This is a genomic window from Paraburkholderia silvatlantica (genome assembly GCF_003096715.1).
Classification (GTDB): Bacteria; Pseudomonadota; Gammaproteobacteria; order Burkholderiales; family Burkholderiaceae; genus Paraburkholderia; species Paraburkholderia silvatlantica.
In genome coordinates this window covers 40,167-64,936 of sequence record NZ_QEOL01000037.1, presented here as the reverse complement: position 1 = coordinate 64,936, position 24,770 = coordinate 40,167, and the positions used below count along the sequence as shown (strand labels likewise).

The following is a 24,770-nucleotide window of genomic DNA, read 5'->3' as shown; positions in this document are numbered from 1 at the left end:
CGCTCGCGCGCGCTATGCGCGTCTTTCCGCGCCGGGCCGTCGGCGGATTCAATCTGCTGCCGTGGCGGCAGCGCGCCATCCGCAGGCGGCTTCGCCGGCGCCTGCTCGAATGGGGCGCCGCGGCGCTTGGCGGTGGCGCGTGTGCGCTGGGCGTCGTGCTTTGGCAGTGCGTCGAGTACAGCGCGCTCGAGGCCCGGCGCAAGGCGCTGGAGCAGCCGATGGCGCGGTGGCGCACATCGCTCGCCGAGGCGCAGCGCCTCACGCGGGAGAGCGAAGCGCGCCGCGTCGGCGATCAACTAGCCCGGCAGCACGCGCGGGCTACGGCGCGCTTTTTCGCCCTCGCGGACGCGCTGGCGAGCGACGCTGTGCCGGGCGTCGGCTTGCAGCAGCTCGCGCAGTTCGCCGATGAAACCGATCTGCAGGCGAGTGCGGCGGACGCATCGGCGGCTGCAGCCTGGCTCGGACGGCTGCGCTCGCTGCCCGATGTCGAAGCCGTGAGCGTGCGCGAACTCAAGCGCGGCGCGCCGGCTGGCGCTGCACGCGAGCGTGCGTCCGACGGCGAGCCGATTCGCGTTGCGGCTCATCTCGTCTGGCAAGGCGCGAGCACTGTGCCGCCGGCCGGCGCACCGCGAGCGCGCGCGGCGTCCCAAGCGTCGAGCGGCGCCGCAGCGAAGGAGGCGACATGAGCACGATGCCTGCGCACGCTGGACAGGAGCGGGCGCTCGTTGCGGCTCAGTCAGGCGCGCACAACGCCTCGCGCGGATGGCCGCCGCTGCACGCTTGGAGCCTGCGTCACCGCCTGGCTGTCGATCTGACGATTGCCGTGCTGGCTCTCGCCACCGTAAGCGGCGCGTGCGTCGTAGGGGATCCGCTTGGTGTGCATGCAGCGCGCGAGGCGCTGGAAGCCGCTCAAAAGCGCAATGCCGACGCCCGGGAAGTCCTGGCGCGTCTGCCCGCGCTGCGCGACGCTGCGGCGCGAACGCCCTGGCGTGCGCCGCGCGCCGGCAATTCCGCCGACGACATTCGCCGCATCTCGCAACTCGCCGCGCAATCGGACCTCGTGGTGCAAGTGCTGGAGCCGGGTGTCGCGGGCGGCGCGCAAACCGAGGCGTTCCGGTCGGTCAAGCTGGTCGCGCAAGGCACCTTCGCGCAACTGCGCCGACTGCTCGAAGGGTTGGCGCGTGAGCCGGCGCTCACGGTGCCATCCGAGCTTGCAATCCGGCGCATCGGAACCGGTTTGTCGGTCTCGGCAACATTGCATGTATACGATGCGCTTGCGGCTGTGCCGCTGGCGGCGTCTGCCGCAGCGGCGGTTCGCGATCCCTTCGCGCAGGCGGCTGCGGCCGGGAGGGCGGTAGACGGGTGGCGCCTGGCTGGCATCCTCCAGGATCGGCAGCGCATCCTCGCGCTCCTGGAAACGCCCGATGGCGTCATGACCGCGCAGGCGGGCGAGGCGATCGGCGACGCTCGCGTGCTGGAAATCGGGCCGGCGCGGGTCGTCGTCGCGGCGCGCGGGACGATGCGCGCGCTCGGCTGGGCGGAGCCGGCGAAATGAGCGCGCTCGATCGGAACGTTGCTGTCCTCGCCACGTTGATGGTAAGTGTTGCCGCGTGCGCTGCATGGGCCGCGGCGGTGCCGCCTCGACCTCCACCTGGGTGGGCACGTCCGCCGGTGGCGCTCGAGAGCTACGAAGTGCCGCCGTTGCCCGATGGGGTGGGGGAGCCCGCAGCCAAACAGTGGATCGCCAATCCGTTCACGGGAGGCAGCGATGCGCCTGCGTCCGAAGTCGCGCGCGAAGACGTTTCGCAGGCACGCGAGGACGGCGACGCCGGCATGCCCCACGCCGCCGCCCAGCCTTCGCACGAAAGCGGCAGCGAGGCGCCAGCGGCCGGGCCGCTTGAAGGGCCGCTCGAGGGGCCGCCGGTACCCATGCGCGCGCCGATGCGTCTTGGCGACGCCGCGGCAGCCAGCGACGGGCTGCCGCCGGACCGGCCGATCACGCTCAACTTCCAGCGCGCTGAGCTTACGGCCGTTCTGCACGCGTTCGCCCAGTTCACGAAGCTCAATATCGTCGCGAGCGAACGTGCGCGCGGCCAGGTGACGTTGCGCCTCGACCGCGTGCCGTGGCGTACCGCGTTCGATCTGCTGCTGGAGGCAAACGGCCTCGCGATGTCGCGCATCGGCGAAGTGATCTGGGTCGCGCCAGCCGCGGAGGTGGCGGCGCGCGAACGGCAGCGTTACGAGGCGCACGCCCGGGCCGCGGAGCTGGAGCCGCTCGCGAGCCGCTCGTTCGAGTTGCAATACGCGCGCGCCGAGGATTTGCGCCGCTTCCTGACCGGCTCGGGCACACAACGCGCGCTGTCAAAACGCGGCACGGCGGTGGCGGACGCGCGCACGAACCTCCTGTTCGTCACCGACCTGCCGGCGCGTCTCGACCAGATCGGCGAACTCGTGTGTCGGCTCGACGCGCCCGCGCGTCAGGTACTGATCGAGGCGCGCATCGTCGAGGGAGAGGAGGGGCTGTCGCGCGAACTGGGCGTGCGGCTTGGCGTGACGCCTGTGAGTGTTGACGGTACGACGGCCCGCGGTTTGACCACCCGAGCCGACGGCACGGTGTACGACCTCGCGGCGGGCCCGATCGCCGGCTTCGAGCCCGCAGGCCTTGGGCTTACGCTACTGGCCGCGCGCGCCACGCGCCTGCTCGACATCCAGTTGAGCGCGCTCGAGGCCGAAGGGCGCGGGCGGGTGGTGTCGAGTCCGCGCGTCGTCACCGCCGACCGCACGAAGGCGGTCGTCGAGCAGGGCACCGAGCTGCCTTATCAGGCCAAGGTCGGGCAGGGCGTTTCGGGGGTGCAGTTCCGGCGCGCCAGCCTGAAACTAGAAGTCGAGCCGCAGATCACACCCGATGGCCGCGTGATACTCGACCTCGACGTGGCGAAGGACAGTGTCGGCGAGCAAACCGCCGCCGGGCCGGCGATCAACACCAAACACGTGCAGACGCGCGTGGAAATCGAGGACGGCGGGACGGTCTCGATTGGCGGCATCGACGCGACGGATGACCGCGATGATGTGACGCGCGTGCCACTCCTGGGCAAAATACCGGTTCTGGGTGCGCTTTTTTCGCATCGCGCGCGCCGGGATCAGCGCAGCGAACTGGTGGTTTTCATCACGCCGCGTGTCGTGGAGTCGAATTGACCCTCATTGGTCGGGCAAACTGGCTGCCGGGGCGCAGCCGTACGTTTGCGGGGCCGGACCGACAGGGCCGCAGGCTCGACAACGCCGCCGCTTTGCCAGTAAGCTGCGGCACCAACCTTTCGTAGGAAACGCTGCAAGTGCGGGACGCAAACGCCAATGTATTTTTCGTAGGGCTCATGGGCGCCGGCAAGACGACCGTGGGCCGGGCGGTCGCGCGCCGGCTGGAGCGTCCGTTCTTCGACTCCGATCACGAGATCGAGGCGCGCACGGGCGCGCGCATCCCGGTGATCTTCGAACTTGAAGGCGAAGCGGGCTTTCGCGACCGCGAGGCACAGATGATCGAAGAGCTCACAGGGCGTGAAGGCATTGTCCTCGCGACCGGCGGCGGCGCGGTGCTGCGGTCCGAAAATCGCGCGGCGCTCAAGGCGCGCGGCTTCGTCGTGTATCTGCGCGCGCATCCGCACGACCTCTGGCTGCGCACGCGGCGCGACAAGAATCGTCCGCTCCTGCAAACCGAAGACCCCAAGGCGCGGCTCGAAGCGCTGTACGAAGTGCGCGACCCGCTGTATCGCGAAGTCGCGGACTTCGTGATCGAAACCGGCCGGCCTTCCGTCAACGGACTCGTCAACATGGTGCTGATGCAGCTCGACATGGCCGGCGTCGTGCGGGCCACGGCGCGCGAGTAGGGCGCAGATTGCCCGGTGAGTCGCGCAGTGAGTCGTGAACCAGCAGTGCATCGGAAACCCAAAAGATTCAGAGCATGATTACCGTCAACGTCGAACTGGGCGAGCGCGCCTACCCCATCCATATCGGCTCCGGCCTGATCGGTCAGGCGGCGCTCTTCGCGCCCCATATCGCCGGCAAGTCGGTGACGATCGTCACCAACACCGTCGTCGATCCGCTCTACGGCGAGACGCTGCGCGCCGCGCTCGCGCCGCTCGGCAAGGACGTCAACACGGTGGTGCTGCCCGATGGCGAGGCGCACAAGAACTGGGAAACGCTCAACGCGATCTTCGACGCGCTGCTGACCTCGCGCGCCGACCGCAAGACCACGCTCATCGCGCTGGGCGGTGGTGTGACGGGCGACATGACGGGCTTCGCGGCCGCCTGCTACATGCGCGGCGTGCCGTTCATCCAGGTGCCGACCACGCTGCTTTCGCAGGTCGATTCGTCGGTGGGCGGCAAGACGGGCATCAATCACCCGCTCGGCAAGAACATGATCGGCGCGTTCTACCAGCCGCAGGCCGTGATCGCCGACATCGGCGCGCTTGCCACGCTGCCGGAGCGCGAACTGGCGGCGGGTATTGCCGAGGTCATCAAGACCGGCGCGATTGCCGACGCCGAATTCTTCGACTGGATCGAAGCCAATGTCGAAGCGCTCAACCGTTGCGAGCCCGAAGCGCTCGCGCAGGCGGTCAAGCGCTCGTGCGAGATCAAGGCGTCGGTCGTGGCTGCCGACGAGCGCGAGGGCGGCCTGCGCGCCATCCTCAACTTCGGCCATACGTTCGGCCATGCGATCGAGGCCGGGCTCGGCTACGGCGAGTGGCTGCACGGCGAGGCGGTGGGCTGCGGCATGGTGATGGCCGCGGACCTCTCGGTGCGCATGGGCATGCTCGACGAAGCTTCGCGCACGCGCCTCGTGCGCGTGGTCGAGGCTGCCAGGCTGCCGGTGCGTGCGCCCGCGCTCGGCGCCGAGCGCTATGTCGACTTGATGCAGGTCGACAAGAAGGCCGAGGGCGGGGCGATCAAGTTCATCCTGCTCAAACGCTTCGGCGAGACGCACATCGGCCGCGCGCCCGACGAAGCCGTGCAGGCCACCCTCGCCGCCGCGACGCAGGACTGAGGCGGCGCGGGCGACAACCCCTTGCGGAGGAACGGTGAGCGACACCCGCAGCGATCCCCGTAGTGTTCAAGGACTTGGCGACGCCCATGGCGGCGACGCCGGCACCGCGTTAGTCGCGTCATTCGAGGCGGGCCTCGCGCCTTACGCGGCGCACGCCTCGCGCTCGCGCGGGCGGCGCTATCCCGAGCCGCCGCCCGCTGCGCGCAGCGAGTTCCAGCGCGACCGCGACCGCATTGTCCATTCCACGGCGTTTCGCCGCCTCGAGTACAAGACCCAGGTGTTCGTGAATCACGAGGGCGATCTTTTTCGCACGCGGCTGACGCACAGCCTGGAAGTCGCGCAGATCGCCCGCTCGGTCGCTCGCAACCTGCGCGTGAACGAGGATCTGGTCGAGGCGATCTCGCTCGCCCACGACCTCGGCCATACGCCGTTCGGCCATGCGGGCCAGGATGCGCTCAACGAGTGCATGCGCGAGCACGGTGGCTTCGAGCACAATCTCCAGAGCCTCGCGGTCGTGGACGAACTCGAAGAGCACTACGGCGCGTTCGACGGCCTGAACCTGTGCTTCGAGACGCGCGAAGGCATTCTCAAGCACTGCTCGCGCGAGCATGCGCGGCATCTGGGCGATCTGGGCGAGCGTTTTCTGCTCGGCCGGCAGCCGTCGATCGAAGCGCAGATCGCCAACATCGCCGACGAAATCGCCTACAACAACCACGATGTCGACGACGGCTTGCGCTCGGGCCTGCTTGCCATCGAGCAGCTCGCCGAGGTCGAACTCTGGCAAACGCACTACGAGGCCGCACGCGCCGAATATCCGCAGATCGAGGGCCGCCGGCTGATTCACGAGACGGTGCGGCGCATCATCAACACGCTGATCGTCGATCTCATTGGGCAGACGCGGCGTAATCTCACCGAGTACGCTCCGCAGTCGCTCGACGACGTGCGCGCGGCGCCTGCGCTCGTCGCACACAGCGAGCGCGTGGCCGCGCAGGCGGCGGCGCTCAAGCGTTTCCTGTACCGCAACCTGTACCGTCACTATCGTGTGATGCGCATGGCTAACAAGGCGCGGCGCGTGGTGAAGGGGCTGTTCGAGGCGTTCAGCGAAGACTCGCGCCTGCTGCCGCCCCCGTACCAGACGCAGGACGCCGCCGTGCAGCCGCGGCTGATTGCGCATTACATCGCGGGCATGACCGACCGCTATGCGCTGAAGGAGTACCGCCGTCTCTTCGTCGTCGCCGACGACGTTTGAGAGCGTGACTCGCCCCATCTCACTGCCCACCTGCCGGTTTCGGGAGTCCATTTGATCAAGTCCTGGCCGTATCCGCGCGTTGCCGCGCACCGGGGGGGCGGCACGCTCGCGCCCGAGAACACGCTGGCGGGTCTGCGCACCGGCGCGAACCTCGGCCATACGATGGTCGAGTTCGACGCCAGGCTGTCCGTCGACAACGTCGCGTTCCTGCTCCACGACGACACGGTGAACCGCACGTCGAACGGGCACGGCGCCGCGGCGTACATGCGCTACGCGGAACTCGCCACGCTGGACGCGGGCAGCTGGCGCGATGCGCGTTTTGCGGGCGAGCCGATGCCGACGCTCGCTCAAGTCGCGGCGTGTTGTCGTGAGCTCGGACTTGCGGCGAACGTCGAGATCAAGCCCTGCACGGGCCGCGACGTGGAGACAGGGCGCATTGTCGGCGCCGAAGCGGCGCGCCTGTGGGAGAACGAGGCGCAGGCAGGCACGCCGCCTTTGCTCTCGTCGTTTTCCTGCGCGGCGCTCGAGGCGGCGCGCGATAGTGCGCCGGAACTGCCGCGCGGTCTGCTATTCGAGCGCGTGCCCGCCGACTGGCGCGAGCAGACCGCGGCGCTCGAGTGTGTGTCCCTCCATGCCAGCCATCGCCATCTGGACGAGGCGCTCGTCGAGCGCATCAAGGCGGCGGGACTTTTCATCCTCGCCTATACGGTGAACGACCTCGAGCGCGCTCGTCAGCTCGTGAGCTGGGGTGTCGATACGGTCTGCACCGACCGTATCGACCTGATCGGGCCACACGCGCTCGACGCCTGAGGCCCAGGCCGGGCGGCGGGCGCCCGGCCCTCCTTCAGCGGCGCGCGAGCAGCGCGCCCACTACCAGCGCCACGCCGCCGGCGATCGCGACGGCCTGCCAGGGATTCCGGTGCACGTAGTCGTCCGCGCCGGCGATGGCCGCGTCAGTATGTTCGCGCGCGGCTGCGCGCGCCACTTCGAGCCGCTCGCGGGCGGCGTCGAGCCGCTTGCGGATGTCGGCGCGCAGCGCGACGGCATCGGCCTGGGTTCCTTCGCCCAGCGTGTTTTCCAGCTCGGCGAGCAGATCACGCAACTCGTCGGTGATATCGGCGGCGGCGCTTCGGCCGCGGCGCGCGATGCGCCGCGCGTGTCGGCTCGTACGCGTCCAGGAATCTCCGAGGGCTTCTCGCGTGTTCGGAAAGGCGCTCATGTATGGCTCCGTCGTTGAAAAGTCACAGGTAAAAGGCTCGCCGCGGCGTGCATGGCGCGGGAGGGCGAGGACCGGAGTGCAAGTATTGCGCAATTCCAGTGCCCGAGACGTGAACGAGCGCAGTGAGCCGGGCGCAAACGCCCGCCAGGCGGGGCTTCGTTCTCTGGTGACAAAACAGGTGATTACGGGGACAGCACGCTTTTTCGCAGAGGCATAGAATCAGGATAAGCCCATGCGAAAAGCGGGGAAATGACGATGGAGACGTTGAAGCGGGAAAGGCACGCCCAGGCGGGAAACGCCGCCCCTCACCCAACGCCGCAAGGGCGAGACGAAGGAGCGGCGCGAGGCAATGCAGGGCGCCGGAGCGCGTCAGAAGTTGTAGCCGACCTTCAGGTAGGTCACGAGCGGGTTCAGGTGAATCTTCGATTCAGCCACCCGCTGGGTGCCGAACTGGTTGTTCAGCGTCGTGTTGTACGTCGCGGTCACGTTGATCGGGATGTACGAGAGCGAGAAGCCGGCGAACCAGTGCTTCGTGAAGTTGTAGTTGAAGCCCAGGTTAAACACGGGGGCCCAGGAACGATCCGTCGAAACACTGGTCGGACCCCCAAGCACACCCTGTTCGAAGGAGCCGTTGGTGATCTTCGCGTCGGTGAACCAGGCGTAGGTCACGCCGATGCCGATGTAAGGACGGAATTTTGCTTCCGGGCTGTTGAAGTAGTACTTGAACAGCAGCGCGGGGCTCCACAGTTTCGCCGAGCCGACCTTGCCGAAACTGCTGAAGCTGCCGCCGCCGGAAATATCGAACTTCGGCGGAATGCCCAGTTCGGCTTCGGTAGCGAAGTGGTCGGTGATGTAATAGCCGAGGGAGAAACCCACGGTGTCGGCCGTACCGACACTGGCGCCCGTGTTCGGAATGGCCATGTTGACAGGCGTGCCGCCGACGCTGTCGATCTTGAGCGAATCGCTGGAGTCCTGTGGCATGAAGCGGAACCAGCCGGTGGTGACGTAGAACGTGTTTGCGGATTGTGCGTGTGCTGCCGTGAAACTGGCGAGCGCGGCGACCCCTGCCAGCGCCTGTTTTAATTTCATATTAATTGCTCCTCCATGAAAGGCCCGCTCATTATGAACAGAACGTTTGCAACAAACCAGACGCGACCGTTAGAGCTTTTTTACTAAGCGCCGCGAGCTTTCCGCCGAAGCCGCATGCCAGCGAGAACTAGCGCTGGTGGGGCCTGGCGGGTCTGCGGGTATTCACCAACGGAACCAGGAAAATCGAGCATGGCACGGCTTGCACGTCTTTATGTTCCCGATCAGCCACAGCATGTGATCCTGCGCGGACTCGATCAGCAGCCCGCGTTCGTCGATGACCAGGACTACGAACTGTTCATCGACTGCCTGAAGGCCGCGGCGCGCGATCATCATCTGGCGGTTCATGCGTGGGTTTTGATGCCCGGCGCGGTGCAACTGCTCGTCACGCCTTCCGACGAATCCAGCCTGCCCAAGGCAATGCAGGCAGTCGGCCGGCGCTACGTGGCGCATTTCAACCGGCGCTATGCGCGTCGCGGCACGCTCTGGGAAGGGCGCTACCGCGCGACGGTCATCGAGGGTGAGCGCTTCTTCCTGCTGGCGAGCCGCGTCGTCGAACTCGCGCCGGTGCGCAGCCACCTCGTGACGGCGCCCGAAGACTATCGATGGTCGAGCTACCGGCATCACATCGGTCTCACCGTCGACAGCCTCATCACCGACCATCCGCTTTACTGGGCGCTCGGCAATACGCCGTTCGAGCGTCAGCGCGCGTATCGCGAGCTCTGCGAGCAGGTGCTCGACGAACGCGAAACGACGCAGCTCATGCAGGCCACGCTCAAGGGCTGGGTGCTCGGCAGCGACACTTACCGCGATTGGGCGTCGCGCACGGCGAACCGGCGCGTCTCGCCGCTGCCGCGCGGACGCCCGCGCAAGGTGCGCGAAGCGCCCGGCACGCCCGCGGCAACACCGGGCGGCATTGGCGCCACGGCCACGGCGAGCGCGGCTTCGGCGCCTGCGGGCGGATCAGGCGGGGCTGGCGGTCAGCCGGCGGGTCATGGCGCCACTCAATCTGGCCCCCATTCAACATCGCACTCCGGCGCCAATCCGGCAGGCTCCGGCTCGACGCATGGAGGCGGTCACGCCGGGAGTGGTTCAGCTACAACATCGGGTGGAAATCCCGGAGGGGCGGGCGGCCATTCCGGCGGTTCGCAGGGTTCCGGCAGCGGTGGCTCCTCCGGTTCGGGTTCGGAACACGACGAGCGCAAGCCGGGCACTGGCACCCACTGATTGCTTTTCGGATCAATTGCTTACGAGATGAACGGCATCTTCGGATGCCGTTTTCTTTTGCCCCAAATTAATATGTCCCCAATAAAAAATTGTGCGAATGCACCAACTCGATAATAGGGGTTCAATCATCACGTTTTATTTGCATCCCCTTGATTCGTCGCGTATATTCGCCTTTCGGCTCTCCTGGGCGCATAACGCGGGAAGCACGTAATACCCCGCGCAACGCCGTACAGCGGTCACGCAAGCGGCGGGAATCAAAGAACACAACGGCTGGCAACAGCCCCACTCTGACGGTGTCCCCATGAACGATCACCAGCAGCGCGCCGCGGTGCCCGCCGCGCAAGGTCTGTATGACCCGCAAAACGAACACGACGCCTGTGGCGTCGGCTTCGTCGCCCATATCAAGGGCAAGAAGAGTCACGAAATCATTCAGCAAGGCCTGAAGATTCTCGAGAACCTCGACCACCGGGGCGCCGTGGGTGCCGATCCGCTGATGGGCGACGGGGCGGGCATCCTGATCCAGATTCCGGACGCGTTCTACCGCGAAGAGATGGCCAAGCAGGGCGTGACGCTGCCGCCGTTCGGCGAATACGGCGTCGGCATGATCTTCCTGCCGAAGGAACACGCCTCGCGTCTCGCCTGCGAGCAGGAGCTCGAGCGCACAGTGCGCGCCGAGGGCCAGGTCGTGCTGGGCTGGCGCGACGTGCCGGTCGATCACGCCATGCCGATTTCGCCCACGGTGAAGGCGAGCGAGCCGCTGATCCGCCAGATCTTCATCGGCCGCGGCAAGGACGTGATGGTCACGGACGCGCTCGAGCGCAAGCTGTACATCATCCGCAAGACCGCGAGCCACCGCATTCAGGCGCTCAAGCTCAAGCACGGCAAGGAATACTTCGTGCCGTCGTGCTCGGCGCGCACGGTCGTCTACAAGGGCCTGCTGCTGGCCGGCCAGGTGGGCGTGTACTACCGCGACCTGCAGGACGAGCGCGTGGTCTCGGCACTGGCGCTCGTGCACCAGCGCTTCTCGACGAACACGTTCCCGGCGTGGGAACTGGCTCACCCGTACCGCATGATCGCCCACAACGGTGAAATCAACACCGTGAAGGGCAACGTGAACTGGCTGAACGCCCGTACCGGCGCGATCGCCTCGCACGTGCTCGGCGACGACCTGCCCAAGCTCTGGCCGCTGATCTACCCGGGCCAGTCCGACACGGCATCGTTCGACAACTGTCTCGAACTGCTGGTGATGGCAGGCTACCCGCTCGTCCACGCGATGATGATGATGATCCCGGAAGCCTGGGAACAGCACACGCTGATGGACGAGAACCGCAAGGCGTTCTACGAATACCACGCCGCGATGATGGAGCCGTGGGACGGCCCCGCCGCGATCGCGTTCACGGACGGCCGTCAGATCGGCGCGACGCTCGACCGTAACGGTCTGCGTCCGGCGCGCTACATCGTCACGGACGACGACCTGGTCATCATGGCGTCGGAAGCCGGCACGCTGACGATCCCCGAGTCGAAGATCGTCAAGAAGTGGCGCCTGCAGCCGGGCAAGATGTTCCTGATCGACATGGAACACGGCCGCATCATCGACGACAAGGAACTCAAGGACAACCTCGCCAACGCCAAGCCGTACAAGAGCTGGATCGACGCCGTGCGCATCAAGCTCGACGAGATCGAGCCGAAGGCGGAAGACGTCGCGACCGCGCGCGCCGAAGCCGCCGCGCTGCTCGACCGTCAGCAGGCGTTCGGCTACACGCAGGAAGACCTCAAGTTCCTGATGGCGCCGATGGCGATGTCGGGCGAGGAGGCTGTCGGTTCGATGGGCAACGACTCGCCGCTGGCGGTCATGTCCAACAAGAACAAGACGCTCTACAACTACTTCAAGCAGCTGTTCGCGCAGGTCACGAACCCGCCGATCGACCCGATCCGCGAAAACCTGGTGATGTCGCTCGTGTCGTTCATCGGCCCGAAGCCGAACCTGCTCGACACCAACAATATCAACCCGCCGATGCGTCTCGAAGTGTCGCAGCCGGTGCTCGACTTCAAGGACATCGCGAAGATCCGCGCGATCGAGCAGTACACGGGCGGCAAGTTCAGCAGCTACGAGCTGAACATCTGCTACCCGGTGGCCTGGGGCAAGGAAGGCATCGAAGCGCGTCTCGCGTCGCTGTGCGCGGAAGCCGTCGATGCAGTCAAGTCGGGCTACAACATCCTGATCGTCTCGGACCGCCGCGCGGACCGCGACAACGTCGCGATTCCGGCGCTGCTCGCCACCTCGGCGATCCACTCGCACCTCGTGCAGCACGGTCTGCGCACGAGCACGGGTCTCGTCGTGGAAACCGGTTCGGCGCGCGAAACGCACCACTTCGCGCTGCTCGCGGGTTTCGGCGCGGAAGCCGTGCACCCGTACCTTGCGATGGAAACGCTCGCGCAAATGGCGCAGGGCCTCAAGGGCGACCTGTCGGGCGAGAAGGCCGTCTACAACTTCACCAAGGCAGTGGGCAAGGGCCTGCTCAAGGTGATGTCGAAGATGGGCATCTCCACCTACATGTCGTACACGGGCGCGCAGATTTTCGAAGCCGTCGGTCTGGCTGACGACCTCATCGCCAAGTACTTCACGGGTACGGCCTCGAAGGTGGGCGGCATCGGCCTCTTCGAAGTGGCCGAAGAAGCGATCCGTCTGCACCGCGACGCATTCGGCGACAACCCGGTGCTCGCCAGCATGCTCGACGCAGGCGGCGAATACGCCTACCGCGTGCGCGGCGAAGATCACATGTGGACGCCGGACGCGATCGCCAAGCTCCAGCACTCGGCGCGCAGCAACTCGTACCAGACGTACAAGGAATACGCCCATCTGATCAACGATCAGACGAAGCGCCACATGACCTTCCGCGGTCTGTTCGAATTCCGCCTCGACCCGGCGCGTGCGATCTCGATCGACGACGTCGAGCCGGCCAAGGAAATCGTCAAGCGTTTCGCCACCGGCGCGATGTCGCTCGGCTCGATCTCGACCGAAGCGCACGCCACGCTCGCGGTCGCGATGAACCGCATCGGCGGCAAGTCGAACACGGGTGAAGGCGGGGAAGACGAGAAGCGCTACCGCAACGAACTGCGCGGCATTCCGATCAGGAACGGCGACACGATGCGTTCGATCATCGGCGATGAAGTCATCAAGGACATCCCGCTGAAGGATGGCGACTCGCTGCGCTCGAAGATCAAGCAGGTGGCGTCGGGCCGCTTCGGCGTGTCGGCGGAGTACCTGTCGTCGGCTGACCAGATCCAGATCAAGATGGCGCAGGGCGCGAAGCCGGGCGAAGGCGGTCAGCTGCCGGGCCACAAGGTTTCGGAATACATCGGCAAGCTGCGTTATTCGGTGCCGGGCGTGGGCCTCATTTCGCCGCCGCCGCACCACGACATCTATTCGATCGAAGACCTGGCGCAGCTGATTCACGATCTGAAGAACGTGAACCCGGTTTCGTCGATCTCGGTGAAGCTGGTGTCGGAAGTGGGCGTGGGCACGGTGGCAGCCGGCGTGGCGAAGGCCAAGGCCGACCACGTCGTGATCGCCGGTCACGACGGCGGCACGGGCGCCTCGCCGCTCTCGTCGCTCAAGCACGCCGGCACGCCGTGGGAACTCGGTCTGGCGGAAACGCAGCAGACCCTGGTGCTGAACCAGCTGCGCGGCCGCATTCGCGTGCAGGCCGACGGCCAGATGAAGACGGGGCGCGACGTGGTGATCGGCGCGCTGCTCGGCGCGGACGAATTCGGCTTTGCGACGGCGCCGCTCGTTGTCCAGGGCTGCATCATGATGCGCAAGTGCCACCTGAACACCTGCCCGGTCGGCGTTGCGACGCAAGATCCGGTGCTGCGCGCGAAGTTCTCGGGCCAGCCCGAGCACGTCGTCAACTTCTTCTTCTTCATCGCTGAAGAAGTGCGCGAAATCATGGCGCAACTGGGCATCCGCAAGTTCGACGATCTGGTCGGCCGCGCGGATCTGCTCGATACGCGCCGTGGCGTGGAGCACTGGAAGGCGAAGGGTCTCGACTTCTCGCGCGTGTTCTATCAGCCGCCGGTTGGCGCCGAAGTCGCGAAGAAGCACGTGGACACGCAGGATCACGGTCTCGACCGCGCGCTCGATCACACGCTGATCGAGAAGGCGAAGGCCGCGATCGAAACGGGCGAGCACGTCTCGTTCATCCAGCCGGTGCGCAACGTGAACCGCACGGTCGGCGCGATGCTCTCGGGCGTCGTCGCGAAGAAGTACGGCCACGACGGTCTGCCGGAAGACACGATCCACATCCAGCTCAAGGGCACGGCGGGTCAGAGCTTCGGCGCGTTCCTCGCACGCGGCATCACGCTGGATCTCGTTGGCGACGGCAACGACTACGTCGGCAAGGGCCTCTCGGGCGGGCGCATCATCATCCGCCCGACCAACGACTTCCGCGGCAAGTCCGAAGAGAACATCATCTGCGGCAACACGGTGCTGTACGGCGCACTCGAAGGCGAGGCCTTCCTGCGCGGCGTGGCGGGCGAGCGTTTCGCGGTGCGTAACTCGGGCGCGACGGCGATTGTCGAAGGCACGGGCGACCACGGCTGCGAATACATGACGGGCGGCACGGTGGTCGTGCTCGGCGAAACGGGCCGTAACTTCGCGGCGGGCATGTCGGGCGGTATCGCCTACGTGTACGACCCGGAAGGCACGTTTGCCGGCAAGTGCAACAAGTCGATGGTCGCGCTCGACCCGGTCCTGCAACAGGCCGAACAGGAGCGCACCGTGGACCGCGCACTGTGGCACGCAGGCCAGACCGACGAAGCGCTGCTCAAGGGACTCGTCGAGCGCCACTTCCAGTTCACGGGCTCGCCGCGCGCCAAGGCGCTGCTCGAAAACTGGGATGCGGCGCGCCGCCAGTTCGTGAAGGTGTTCCCGACGGAATACAAGCGCGCGCTGGGCGAACTCGGCGCGAAGAAGGCGAACCAGGAAGAACTGGCCGCCTGATTCCCGCGGCGACGAACTGAACACGACGATGCGCCTGCCGCGCGATGCGGGTTACGACAACCCGGCGCGGCTGGCAGGCGCGGTCCCCCTCACTGAATAGATAGATAGACGAGAACCCTATGGGTAAGGCAACCGGCTTTCTCGAGTTCGAGCGCCAGCACGAGGCGTACGAAGCACCGCTCACGCGCGTGAAGCACTACAAGGAATTCGTCGCGGCGCTCTCCGACGCCGACGCGAAGATCCAGGGCGCACGCTGCATGGACTGCGGCATCCCGTTCTGCAACAACGGCTGCCCGGTCAACAACATCATTCCGGACTTCAACGACCTCGTGTTCCGCCAGGACTGGAAGAGCGCGATCGACGTCCTGCATTCCACGAACAATTTTCCCGAGTTCACGGGCCGCATCTGCCCGGCGCCCTGCGAAGCGGCGTGCACGCTCGGCATCAACAACGATCCGGTCGGCATCAAGTCGATCGAGCACGCGATCATCGACAAGGCCTGGACCGAAGGCTGGGTCTCGCCGCAAGTCGCGAAGCACAAGACGGGCAAGAAGGTTGCCGTGGTCGGTTCGGGGCCCGCGGGCCTCGCCGCCGCACAGCAGCTTGCGCGCGCCGGCCACGACGTGACGGTGTTCGAGAAGAACGACCGTATCGGTGGTCTGCTGCGCTACGGCATCCCCGACTTCAAGCTCGAGAAGTGGCTGATCGACCGCCGCATGCGCCAGATGGAAGCCGAAGGCGTGACGTTCCGCACCAACGTGTTCATCGGACGTGGCGAACTGCCGGCCTACATCGGCAACACGGCGAAGGAAACGGTCTCGCCGGAAGAACTGAAGGAACAGTTCGACGCCGTGGTGATCGCAGGCGGTTCGGAAACGCCGCGTGATCTGCCTGTGCCGGGCCGCGAACTCGAAGGCATCTACTACGCCATGGAGTTCCTGCCGCAGCAGAACAAGGTCAACGCCGGCGACAAGCTGCCGAACCAGCTGCTCGCCAAGGGCAAGCACGTGGTCGTGATCGGCGGCGGCGATACCGGCTCCGACTGCGTGGGCACCTCGAACCGTCACGGCGCGAAGAGCGTTACGCAGTTCGAACTGCTGCCGCAGCCGCCCGAGGAGGAGAACAAGCCGCTCGTGTGGCCGTACTGGCCGATCAAGCTGCGCACGTCGTCGTCGCACGACGAAGGCTGCTCGCGCGACTGGTCGGTCGCGACCAAGCGCCTCGAAGGCAAGAACGGCAAGGTCGAGAAGCTGATCGCCGCGCGCGTGGAGTGGAAGGACGGCAAGATGGTCGAAGTGCCGGGCTCGGAATTCGAAATGAAGGCCGATCTCGTGCTGCTCGCCATGGGCTTCACGCAGCCGGTTTCGCCGGTGCTCGAAGCATTCGGCGTCGAGAAGGATGCGCGCGGCAACGTGCGAGCCTCGACTGAAGGCGAAAAGGCGTACTACACGTCGGTCGACAAGGTCTTCACTGCCGGCGACATGCGCCGCGGCCAGTCGCTCGTGGTGTGGGCGATCCGCGAAGGTCGTCAGTGCGCACGTTCCGTCGATGCGTATCTGATGGGCAGCTCGGAGTTGCCGCGTTAAACCGCGGATTGGGACCAGAGTAAGCGCTAAAGCGCTAACTCTGGTCGACACGCGAAGGTCGTCAGTGCGCACGTTCCGTCGATGCGTATCTGATGGGCAGTTCGGAGTTGCCGCGTTAAACCGCGGATTGGGACCAGAGTAAGCGCTAAAGCGCTAACTCTGTTCGACACGCGAAGGTCGTCAGTGCGCACGTTCCGTCGATGCGTATCTGATGGGCAGTTCGGAGTTGCCGCGTTAAATCCGGTGTGTCCCGCAATAGACGGGGTACATGGGAGACGGCAGGAGACGCAACGAGCGAAGCCGGGCACCCGCAAGGGTGACCCGGCTTTTTTACGTGCGTCCCACTCAGGCTGACAGACAGGGTTACCATGACGCGATTGCCCGACCGAACGAGGCCCGCCGATCATGTCCGAAGCCCGCGAGACCGATCGCGACACGCAGCAATGGCGGCGCTGCTTCATCGCGCTTTCGCCCACTGCGGCGTCGCGCGATGCGCTCGCCGCGCTCGACGTGCCGCCCAACGCGCGGCGCGTGCCCTATGCGCAACTCCATCTGACAGTGACATTCATCGGCGCGATGTCGTTCGACCAGGGGCGCGCGCTCTCGCGGCGGCTCGCCGAGCACGCGCCGCGCATCCCGCCCGCGCAAGTCACGCATATCGAATGCTGGCCGGGACGCGCGCATCCGCGCCTCATGGTGGCCGTGCTCGCGATGTCGGATGCGTTCACTGCGCTCGACTGGCGCGTGCGCTCGCTCATGGGAGACGTGGGATTGCCGCTCGACGCGCGAGCCTTCCGCCCGCACGTGACGCTTGCGCGCTTCGCGCGCGACGCCGTGGGCGCGCCTGCGCCAGGCGGCTGGGAAGCGTTGCCGCCGTTGCATTTCGAGTCGCTGGTGCTCTATTCGAGCACGCTGGCGAGGCAGGGCGCGCGCTACGAGGCGTTGGCGAGCGTCGCGCTCGATTGAGGCTTCGTCGCGCGTTGGGGTCTCTGCCGCCGCTTAGTGGCGATACCGCGCCAGCGTCAACCCATCGAGATCGATTTCCGGCGAACGCTGCGTGACGAGGTCCGCGAGCACGCGGCCCGAGCCCATCGACATCGCCCAGCCCGTCGAGCCGTGCCCGACGTTCAGCCACAGGCCATCCACGCCCGACGTGCCGAGCAGCGGCGCGCCGTCCGGCACCATCGGCCGGCGCCCCACCCAGAATTGCGCCGACGAAGGCGTCGCGGCGTGCGGGAACCAGTCGTCGAGCACCTTCATGAGCGTCTGCAGCGCCTGCTCGCGCAGCGTCGCGCGGTGGTCGCCCAGTTCCGCCGTGCCCGCCACACGCAGATACGGGCCGAAGCGCGTGATCGCCGTCTTGAGCGACTCGTCCATGAGCGCGGCGCGCGGAGCCTTCTGCTCGTCGACCACGGGCAGCGTGGCCGAATAGCCTTTCACCGGATACAGCGGCACGCGCACGCCGAGCGGCGCGACGAGCGCCGCGCTCTCCACGCCCAGTGCGACCACCACGGCGTCGGCGGCGAGCGTGTGGGGCGTGTCGTCGGAGGGCTCGCTGCGCTCGGCCGGGCGCAGCACTTCCGCCGGCGCGCGGCGTTGCTCGCGCCGGTCCTTGCGGTTGTTCGCCTTGCCGCGGCCGGGCACGGCACGCACGCGCACGCCGCTTACTTTGCCGCCCGCGGCTTCGAGCGCGAGCACTTCGGTATCGAACCGGAACGTCACGCCTTTCGCCTCGCACACGGCGCGCAGTTCGCGCGTGAAGCGTGCACAGTCGCCGGCCTCGTCGTCGGGCAGATACACGCCGGCCACCGGCTTCGCGCGAGACCAGGCGAGGCCTGGCTCGACCTGCGCGCAGGCGGCGGAATCGAGCTCGCGATAGGCGATGCCCGCGTCGCGCAGCACGCCGAGCGCCGGCTGCGCGAGTTCGAGGTCGTAGTCGCTGCGAAAGAGCTGGAGATACCCCTGGCTACGCCCGTACTCGAACGCGTGCGTGGCGCGAAACGCATGCAGGCATTCGCGGCTGTAATAGGCAATGCGCTGCATGCGCTGCTTGTTCACGCGAAAGCGCGCGAGATCGCATTCGCGCAGCCAGCGCGCGATCCAGCGCCACTGCGCGACGTCGAGCGTGGGCCGGAAGATGAGGGGCGAAGCAGGCTTGAGCAGGTACTTGATCAGCTTCGCGGGCATGCCGGGCGCGGCCCATGGCGTGACATAGCCGGGCGCGATGACACCGGCATTGCCGAAGCTCGTGCCGAGCGCGACGCCCGGTTCCCGTTCGACGACCGTGACGTCGCAGCCTCGTTCGCTCAGATAGTACGCAGTGGCGACGCCGATCACACCGGCGCCGAGGACGATCGTTTTCATGCCGGGAGTACAACGGGAAGGGACGGTGGGTATTGCAGCACGTTCGTGCTCATCGTGCAGCGGATCGAGCAGACGGGCGTTCGGCTGCCTCGTCGTGCGTTTCTTCGGTCAGCACCTTGCCCTTTGTTTCCGGCAGGCATAGCGCCGCGACGATCACGAGCAGGTAGCCTGCGCCCGCCACCGCGCCGATCGCTTTCACAAGCGAGGTGGTTTGCGCGAACGTGCCCACGAGAATCGGGAAGAACGAGCCGAGACCGCGCCCGAGGTTGTAGCAGAAGCCCTGGCCCGAGCCGCGAATCGCGTTCGGATAGAGCTCCGAGAGATACGCGCCCACGCCCGCGAAAATGCCCTGCACGACGATGCCGAGCGGAAAGCCGAGCAGGAGCATGGCGGTGTCGGTGATGGGCAGCATCGTGTAGGCCATGCCGAGCGCGAACGAGCCGATGGCGAACAGGATGAACGAGGCGCGCCGGCCGATCTTGTCGCACAGGATCGCGCCGACGATATAGCCCGTGAACGAGCCGACGATCAGCACGATCAGATAGCCGCTCGTGTTGAACACCGAGAGATGGCGCACCGTCTTGAGATAGGTGGGCAGCCAGGTGGTGATGGCGTAGTAGCCGCCGAGCATGCCGGTGCACAGCGCGCTGCCGAGCAGGGTGGTGGCCAGATGGGCGGGCGCGAAGATCTGCATGAAGTGGCTTTGCATCGCGCCGCTTTCGCGCGCGCGGCGGGTGGCGACGAACACGTCGGGGTCGCTCACGTTGCGGCGCACATAGAGAATCCAGAGCGCAGGCGCGATGCCGATCCAGAAGCACGCGCGCCATGCGTATTCCTCGGGCAGCAGGGCGAAGAAGGCCCAGTAGAGGATCGCGGCCGCGCCCCAGCCGAACGACCAGCTGCTCTGTACCGTGCCCACGGCCTTCGCGCGATGCTGGGGCGAGCGGATCGTTTCGGCCATCATCATCGTGACGACCGTCCATTCGCCGCCAAAGCCGATGCCCTGCAGCGTGCGCGTGGCGAGCAGTTGCCAGAACGAATGCGTGAAGCCGGAGAGGCAGGTGAAGAGCGCGAAGGTGGCGATGGTCCACTGCAGCACGCGCACGCGGCCGTAGCGGTCGGCGAGGATGCCGGCGAGCCAGCCGCCGATCGCCGACGAAATCAGCGAACTGGTCGCGATCATGCCGGCCTCGCTCCTGGTCATGCCCCAGGCCGCGATGAGCGTCGGGATCAGGAACGAGTAGATCATGAAGTCGAACGCGTCGACGGCGTAGCCGCCGAACCCCGCGTAGAGCGTGCGCCGCTCGCGCGCGTTCAACTCGGTGAACCAGTGAAAGTAGCCCATCGCGTGTCTTCCCCATATTGTTGTGCGCGCAACGAACCGGGCGGGCGCGCGCGGCGCTTGCGACCCGGCTGGCGCCGCACGCGTTGGGTGGCGTGTGCGCTTGACGCTGACGGGCTGCGCGGTGCGCCGCCGCCCGTCTCCGGTGTGCTGGAGGGGTATTTTACGGTGCGAAACCGCGCTGAGGCGAGGGGCAATTTGGGGGCCCGCTAGCGCTAGCGTTGTATTCCGGTATTTAGTTCGATGGCGAGCGAACGATGACGCGCGGTGACAACCGCACGGCGCTAGAGCGTGAGCCCGCCATCGACATGAATCACCTGGCCGGTGATGTGGCGCGCGGCGTCCGAGAGCAGGAAGGCGATGAGTTCGGCGACGTCGGCGGGGTCGGCCACGTGGCCGAGCGGCGTTTCCTGCGCCGCACGCTCCCACGCCGGCGCGTTTTCCGGCGTGGGGCCCTTGTCCTTGCGCGTATAGCCGGGTGCGACGCAGTTCACGGTCACGCCGTGCGGCGCCAGCTCCGCCGCGGCGGTTTTCGCCAGCGATTCGAGCGCGGCCTTCGCGGCGGCCGTGGCCGCGAACGGCGCGCCGGCACGGTAGCGGTGTGCGACGAACGAACTCAGCGCGACCACGCGGGCGCGCGCCGAGCGTTCCAGCGCCGGTTGCGCGCGTTGCACGAGCGCGGCGAACGCGGCGGGCATGGCGGCGAATGCGCCTTCGAGCGAGGCGGCGTCGAGCGCGGCGAGTGTCTGGCGCTGCGCATGCCCGGCGTTGGCGACGAGCTGGTCGAGTGCGCCGAAGTGCGCGAGCGTGGCGTCCACGAGGGCGCTCGCCTCGCCGGCCTGCGCGAGATTGCCGTATGCGGTGGCGCAGGTCGAGCCGCGCTGTTCGCACTCGGCGGCCACGGCGGCGAGCCGGGCGCGCGCCGCTTCATCCGCACCGCGCGCGTGCAGCATCAACGCCACGCGAGGCGCCGCGATGCGACGCGCGAGCGCCGCGCCGATCCCCGAGCCCGCGCCCGTGATCAGCACGACGCGCGCCGCGCTTGCGCTCACGCGGCAACCCGCTCTTCGGGCATGCGCTCGATCTCGAGCGTTTCGTGATGGTAGGCCGCAAGCGACTCGCGGTGCGCGACGCTCACGATCGCCGCCTTGGGCAGGCGCTCCATGAACAGCTTGTAGAGACGGCTTTCGTTGTCGGGGTCGAGCGCGCTCGTCGCTTCGTCGAGGAACAGATAGTCGGGCTTGTGCAGCAGCACGCGTGCGCCTGCAAGGCGTTGCTGCTCGCCAGGCGAGAGCACGCGCGACCAGTGCGCCGATTCGGCGAGACGATCCACGTACTCTTCGAGGCGGCAGGCGCGCAGCGCTTCGCGGCAGTCATCGTCGCTGTAGTCGTCGGCGGGCGAGGGGTAGGTGAGCGCCGCCTTGAGCGTGCCGATGGGCAGATAGCTCTGCTGCGGGATGAACATCATGCGCGCATCCACAGGCGCGTCGATCGAGCCTTCGCCGAACGGCCAGAGGCCCGCGAGCGCGCGCATCAGCGTGCTCTTGCCCGCGCCCGAAGGCCCGCGCACGAGCCAGCGCGAGCCCGGCTTGATGGCGATGTCGCGCACTTCCGAGAGCGGCATGCCGTTGGGCAGCGAGAGCTTGAGATGTTCGGTGGCGAGCTCGTTGTTGTCGATGAAGTGCAGATTGATGCCGCCGTGCTCGGTGGCGGGCGAGACCGATTCCTTCAGGCGCGGCGAGTGCACCACACGCACGAATTCGCGCAGACGATTCACGGTAGCGCGCCATTCGACCAGCGTGGAGTAACTGTTGATGAACCACGAGAACGAGTCGCTCACGGTACCGAACGCCTGCGAGATCTGCATCAGCACGCCGAACGTGAAGGCGCCCGCGAAGTAGCGCGGCGCCGCCACCACGAGCGGGAAGATGATGGCGATCTGGCCGTAGAAGCTCAGCACGAAGGTGAGGCGCTTGGTGTACTTCATCACGCGCCACCAGTTGTCCTTGATGTGCGCGAAGAGGCCTTGCGCGTTGCCGCGCTCGGTGTCCATGCCGTCGTAGAGGGCGATCTGCTCGGCGTTTTCGCGCAGGCGGATCAGGCCGAAGCGGAAGTCCGCCTCCACCTTTTGTTGTTGATAGTTGATCGACACGAGCGGGTGGCCGACCTTCTGGATCACGAGCGAGCCGAACACGGCATAGAGCGCGGCGGCCCAGACCATGTAGCCCGGAATCGCGAGCGGTTGGCCGCCCAGCGTGACGGTGAGCGCGCCCGCGAGCGTCCACAGGATCGTGATGAACGAGATCAGGGTGACGACCGTGGAGAGCAGGTCGAGCGTGAGCGAAAGCGTGGTCGTGGCGAACGACTGGAGGTCGTCGCTGATCCGCTGGTCGGGGTTGTCGGCGAGGCGGTCGCGCTCGATGCGGTAGAACGCGCCCTTGCCGAGCCACTCGTTCAGGAAGCGGTTGGTGAGCCATTGGCGCCAGCGGAAGCCGAGCATCTGGCGCAGATAGCGGCCATACACCGCGAGGATGATGAAGCCGAAGGCCAGTTCAGTGAAGGTCATCAACAGCGCAGGGAAGCGCTTGACGTCCTTGGCCTGCAACGCGTTGTAGAACTCGGCGCTCCAGCCGTTCAGGCGCACGTTGATCCACACGACGAGCAGGTTCATCACGATGATCGCGACGAGCAGGCCCCAGGCGATCCATCGTTCCTCGGAGACCCAGTAGGGCTTGATCAGGCTCCACGCGGTGATCTTCTGGTGCTCGTTCTGATCGGGCGTGGCGCGGGCAGGTTGGTTGGTCATGTGCGTCCTGAAGGTGTGGCGGCCCGCTGGGGGCGAGCGCCGTGCGCCGCACGGCGGCAACGTTGCAGCGATTCTGTCGTCGGGCGCTTAAGTGAGTCTTAATGGGTTGCAAGTGCAGTCAAAACCGGCGCAAGGCATGGAGACAAAAGCGCACGCCGGCGCCGCCGTAGCGTGGCGCCCATTGTCTCACCGCGCGGGCTTGCGAGGCGAAAGCGGCGGGTTCAGGGCATTGTGCCAGACCAGGCCCCCCGGTTCCGCCGAGGTTTGCGGGCCGCGCGCGTTTTGTGGTCTAATCGACCTTGACGAAACAGGGGTGCTTCACCGGTATGCCGGGCATGCCGCCAGTGAGGCTGAGAGAGACCCTTCGCACCCGATCCGGGTAATACCGGCGCGGGAAGTTTCCAGAAAGTCTTGGCCGGCGCCCAGCCTTTGCAGGGGCGCCAGGATTCCCGCCGGGCTGCGCTTTGGGCGCATGGGTTCGTACGAATTCCTTATCGGGACGGACGAGCCGTCTGCGCCGCATAGCCTCCACGGTCGGCCTTGCCAGCCGGTTTCGTCCTTGGGTACGTCTGCTGCTGCCGTACGGAAAGGATACGATGACCGCCTATTCTCTTTGTTCCCCGATTCTTATCGCGTTTCTTGTCGCGTTCGCCTTGCGTGACGGAGTGTCGTCATGAGCCCCGCCCGTAATCACAGCGTGGCCAGCGTGCCCGACTTCGCCGTGCTCGGCGGCGGCCTGAGCGGCCGGCTCGTCGCATGGCGTCTGGCCGGCGAGGGCCATCGCGTCGCGCTTTACGAGCGCGGCGGCCCCGAAGGCGGCGAGGCTGCAGCCTGGGTCGCGGCGGCCATGCTCGCGCCGCTCGCGGAGGCTGCCGTCGCCGAACTGCTCATTACCGAGCTTGGCGTCGCGTCGCTTGAATCCTGGCCGCGCATTCTGGCCGAGTTGCCGGAACCCGTGTTCTTCCAGCGCAACGGCACGCTCGTGGTCTGGCATACCGCGGATCGCACCGAAGCGCCGCTCTTCGAGCGACGCGTGCGCGCCAACGCGCCGCGTTCTCTCGCCGATGCAAACTTCGTCGCGCTCGCCGGTGCCCAGCTCGACGCGGCCGAACCGGCGCTCGCCGGACGCTTCGCGCGCGGCTGGCTGCTCGAAGGCGAGGGCCAGCTCGACAATCGCCAGGCCCTGGCCGCGCTGGCGGCGGGGCTCGCCGCGCGCGGCGTGGACGCTCACTGGCACACCACGGTCGACGAGGCCAATCTGCCGCCTGCGCGCGTGACGATCGACTGCCGCGGGCTGGGCGCCAAACCTGCGCTGCCGGGTTTGCGCGGCATTCGCGGCGAAGTCGCGCGCGTGCATGCGCCGGGCATTACGCTCACGCGCCCGGTGCGGCTGCTGCATCCGCGCTATCCGCTCTATATCGCGCCCAAGGAACACGATGTGTTCGTGATCGGTGCGACCGAGATCGAAGGCGAGGACCGTTCGCCCGTGAGCGTGCGCTCGGCGCTCGAACTGCTGAGCGCGGCGTTTGCGGTGCATCCGGCGTTCGGCGAGGCGCGCATCCTCGAGTTGAACACGCAGTGCCGCCCGACGCTGCCCGACCATCGCCCGGCGCTCATTTGGGACGGCAAGACCACGCTGCGCGTGAACGGCCTCTATCGGCACGGCTTCATGATCGCGCCGGAGGTTGCCGACGAAGCCGCGCGCTTCGCCCAGGCGCTGCTCGACGCCCGCGTGAGCGATGCCGATTCCTTCGAGTCGCTGCGCCGCGCGTCGCGCTGGGGCGCCATGCTGCACGTGCAGGGCGCGCACGAGCCGGCCTGAAGCCTCACCAGAAACAATCCGCCGTTTGA

Annotated in this window: 16 protein-coding genes, 2 pseudogenes and 1 riboswitch; of the genes and pseudogenes, 12 read left to right on the top strand and 6 right to left on the bottom strand. The window is 66.9% G+C overall.

Features of this window, described 5'->3' with window-relative positions; all coding sequences use genetic code 11:
• The first annotated feature begins 14 nt into the window (after positions 1–14).
• From C7411_RS34065 to ugpQ, 7 genes and pseudogenes are all read left to right on the top strand, one after another.
• Positions 15–686 (top strand): fimbrial assembly family protein, encoded by a 672-nt coding sequence (locus tag C7411_RS34065; RefSeq protein ID WP_133253748.1) that lies wholly within the window; start codon positions 15–17, stop codon positions 684–686.
• On the top strand, positions 683–1,555 hold the full coding sequence (locus C7411_RS34060; protein ID WP_110388492.1) for a hypothetical protein: 873 nt from the start codon (positions 683–685) through the stop codon (positions 1,553–1,555). Before C7411_RS34065 ends, C7411_RS34060 begins: the two co-directional genes overlap by 4 nt.
• On the top strand, positions 1,552–3,195 hold the full coding sequence (locus C7411_RS34055) for a type IV pilus secretin PilQ (RefSeq protein ID WP_110388491.1): 1,644 nt from the start codon (positions 1,552–1,554) through the stop codon (positions 3,193–3,195). The genes C7411_RS34060 and C7411_RS34055 overlap by 4 nt, the downstream gene beginning before the upstream one ends.
• A 131-nt stretch (positions 3,196–3,326) precedes the next feature.
• Positions 3,327–3,881 carry a shikimate kinase AroK gene (aroK, locus tag C7411_RS34050; RefSeq protein ID WP_110388490.1) on the top strand — a complete coding sequence of 185 codons (555 nt, stop codon included), beginning with the start codon at positions 3,327–3,329 and terminating at the stop codon, positions 3,879–3,881.
• Positions 3,882–3,955: 74 nt separating this feature from the next.
• Positions 3,956–5,038 (top strand): 3-dehydroquinate synthase, encoded by a 1,083-nt coding sequence (aroB, locus tag C7411_RS34045; RefSeq protein ID WP_110388489.1) that lies wholly within the window; start codon positions 3,956–3,958, stop codon positions 5,036–5,038.
• 115 nt (positions 5,039–5,153) lie between these two features.
• A pseudogene (locus tag C7411_RS34040) lies at positions 5,154–6,287 on the top strand (deoxyguanosinetriphosphate triphosphohydrolase); the annotation flags it as partial.
• Between the two features lie 54 nt (positions 6,288–6,341).
• Positions 6,342–7,097, top strand: coding sequence for a glycerophosphodiester phosphodiesterase (ugpQ, locus tag C7411_RS34035; protein ID WP_110388504.1), 756 nt, complete (start codon positions 6,342–6,344; stop codon positions 7,095–7,097).
• 34 nt (positions 7,098–7,131) lie between these two features.
• On the opposite strand, the gene C7411_RS34030 is transcribed toward ugpQ, so the two are convergent.
• Together C7411_RS34030 and C7411_RS34025 are read right to left on the bottom strand one after the other, a co-directional pair.
• Complete coding sequence (locus tag C7411_RS34030) at positions 7,132–7,506, bottom strand: ElaB/YgaM/YqjD family protein (protein WP_110388487.1); 375 nt, start codon at positions 7,504–7,506, stop codon at positions 7,132–7,134.
• A gap of 369 nt (positions 7,507–7,875) precedes the next feature.
• Positions 7,876–8,595 (bottom strand): OmpW/AlkL family protein, encoded by a 720-nt coding sequence (locus tag C7411_RS34025; RefSeq protein ID WP_110388486.1) that lies wholly within the window; start codon positions 8,593–8,595, stop codon positions 7,876–7,878.
• A gap of 189 nt (positions 8,596–8,784) precedes the next feature.
• Between C7411_RS34025 and C7411_RS34020 the strand changes: the two are divergent.
• The 4 genes and pseudogenes from C7411_RS34020 to thpR form a co-directional block, all read left to right on the top strand.
• Positions 8,785–9,474: pseudogene (locus C7411_RS34020) on the top strand (transposase); the annotation flags it as partial.
• 646 nt (positions 9,475–10,120) lie between these two features.
• Positions 10,121–14,821, top strand: coding sequence for a glutamate synthase-related protein (locus C7411_RS34015; RefSeq protein ID WP_110388485.1), 4,701 nt, complete (start codon positions 10,121–10,123; stop codon positions 14,819–14,821).
• Between the two features lie 119 nt (positions 14,822–14,940).
• The gene (locus tag C7411_RS34010; RefSeq protein WP_110388484.1) at positions 14,941–16,407 is read left to right on the top strand and encodes a glutamate synthase subunit beta; all 1,467 of its coding nucleotides are present in this window, start codon (positions 14,941–14,943) and stop codon (positions 16,405–16,407) included.
• Between the two features lie 405 nt (positions 16,408–16,812).
• Positions 16,813–17,373: an RNA 2',3'-cyclic phosphodiesterase gene (gene thpR, locus C7411_RS34005; RefSeq protein WP_110388483.1), complete on the top strand. Its 561-nt coding sequence runs from the start codon at positions 16,813–16,815 to the stop codon at positions 17,371–17,373.
• A 33-nt stretch (positions 17,374–17,406) separates the two neighbouring features.
• Here the strand turns inward: thpR and C7411_RS34000 are convergent, their stop codons facing one another.
• The 4 genes from C7411_RS34000 to C7411_RS33985 all read right to left on the bottom strand — a co-directional run bounded on the left by C7411_RS34000 (position 17,407) and on the right by C7411_RS33985 (position 22,919).
• A complete protein-coding gene (locus tag C7411_RS34000) occupies positions 17,407–18,771 on the bottom strand; it encodes a D-amino acid dehydrogenase (RefSeq protein ID WP_110388482.1) in 1,365 nt (454 codons plus the stop codon).
• Between the two features lie 49 nt (positions 18,772–18,820).
• Positions 18,821–20,116 (bottom strand): MFS transporter, encoded by a 1,296-nt coding sequence (locus C7411_RS33995; RefSeq protein ID WP_110388481.1) that lies wholly within the window; start codon positions 20,114–20,116, stop codon positions 18,821–18,823.
• 281 nt (positions 20,117–20,397) lie between these two features.
• Positions 20,398–21,165: an SDR family NAD(P)-dependent oxidoreductase gene (locus C7411_RS33990; protein ID WP_110388480.1), complete on the bottom strand. Its 768-nt coding sequence runs from the start codon at positions 21,163–21,165 to the stop codon at positions 20,398–20,400.
• Positions 21,162–22,919 (bottom strand): ABC transporter ATP-binding protein/permease, encoded by a 1,758-nt coding sequence (locus C7411_RS33985; protein ID WP_110388479.1) that lies wholly within the window; start codon positions 22,917–22,919, stop codon positions 21,162–21,164. The genes C7411_RS33990 and C7411_RS33985 overlap by 4 nt, the downstream gene beginning before the upstream one ends.
• Positions 22,920–23,218: 299 nt before the next feature.
• A riboswitch (TPP riboswitch) is annotated at positions 23,219–23,333 on the top strand.
• A gap of 259 nt (positions 23,334–23,592) precedes the next feature.
• On the opposite strand from C7411_RS33985, the gene C7411_RS33980 reads away from it, so the two are divergent.
• Positions 23,593–24,741: an FAD-dependent oxidoreductase gene (locus tag C7411_RS33980; RefSeq protein ID WP_110388478.1), complete on the top strand. Its 1,149-nt coding sequence runs from the start codon at positions 23,593–23,595 to the stop codon at positions 24,739–24,741.
• Positions 24,742–24,770: the final 29 nt, after the last annotated feature.